Annotated in this window: 1 protein-coding gene; it reads right to left on the minus strand. The window is 38.5% G+C overall.

The features are described from left to right. Nucleotides 1-38: 38 nt before the first annotated feature. The coding region (locus tag KCX82_RS22855; RefSeq protein ID WP_264373372.1) for a reverse transcriptase domain-containing protein at nt 39-764 on the minus strand (726 nt) is incomplete at its 5' end.

Below are 764 nucleotides of genomic sequence, written 5' to 3' on the forward strand. Positions count from 1 at the left end.
AGTCATCGGCGTAACGCACATACTTTACCCTCGTAAAGTTACTGTCCATGGGGTCTAATGACGGTATGCTCTGTATCTCCTTTGTCAAATCTTTTGATTTCTTCAAGATTCCCTTTTTTTATTGCCGTATATCTTTTGCCGCGTAGTCTTTGATATTCAGGATTACTTCTTCTTTTCTTTCCCTTGGTATTTTTATTAATGATTTCGTCCATATATCTATCAAATTCGTTTAGATAGATATTCGATAAAATGGGACTAATAATTCCACCCTGGGGACAGCCTGACAAAGACCTGTGCATTTGCTTAAATTCGAGGTATCCTGCTTTTAAAAACCGTCTGATTAACTCAATAAATCGGCCATCTTCTATCTTCTGAGATAAAATATTTAGTAAGATAGTGTGGTCAATGTTATCAAAGCACCCTGTAATGTCTCCCTCTATGACCCAGTTTGCACCTCTCATTGTGTTTTTTATTTGACACAAGGCGGTATGACAGCTTCTGTCCGGTCTGAACCCGTGTGAATTGTCACTAAAAATCGGTTCATAGATTGATTCCAGGAGTTGCCTAATGACTTCCTGCAACAGTTTGTCCTCAAAGCACGGTATACCAAGCGGCCTTGTCTTACCATTCTTTTTCGGAATATAGGTTCTTCTAACGGGTTTGGGGTAATACTGTTCAGTTTTTAGTTTTTCAATCAGAGTATCAATCATTTCATATTTAAAACCGTCAATGGTCCGGTTATCAACACCCTCTGTCATATTTCC

The sequence above is a fragment of the Sinanaerobacter chloroacetimidivorans genome, assembly GCF_018128545.1.
Classification (GTDB): domain Bacteria; phylum Bacillota; class Clostridia; order Peptostreptococcales; family Anaerovoracaceae; genus Sinanaerobacter; species Sinanaerobacter chloroacetimidivorans.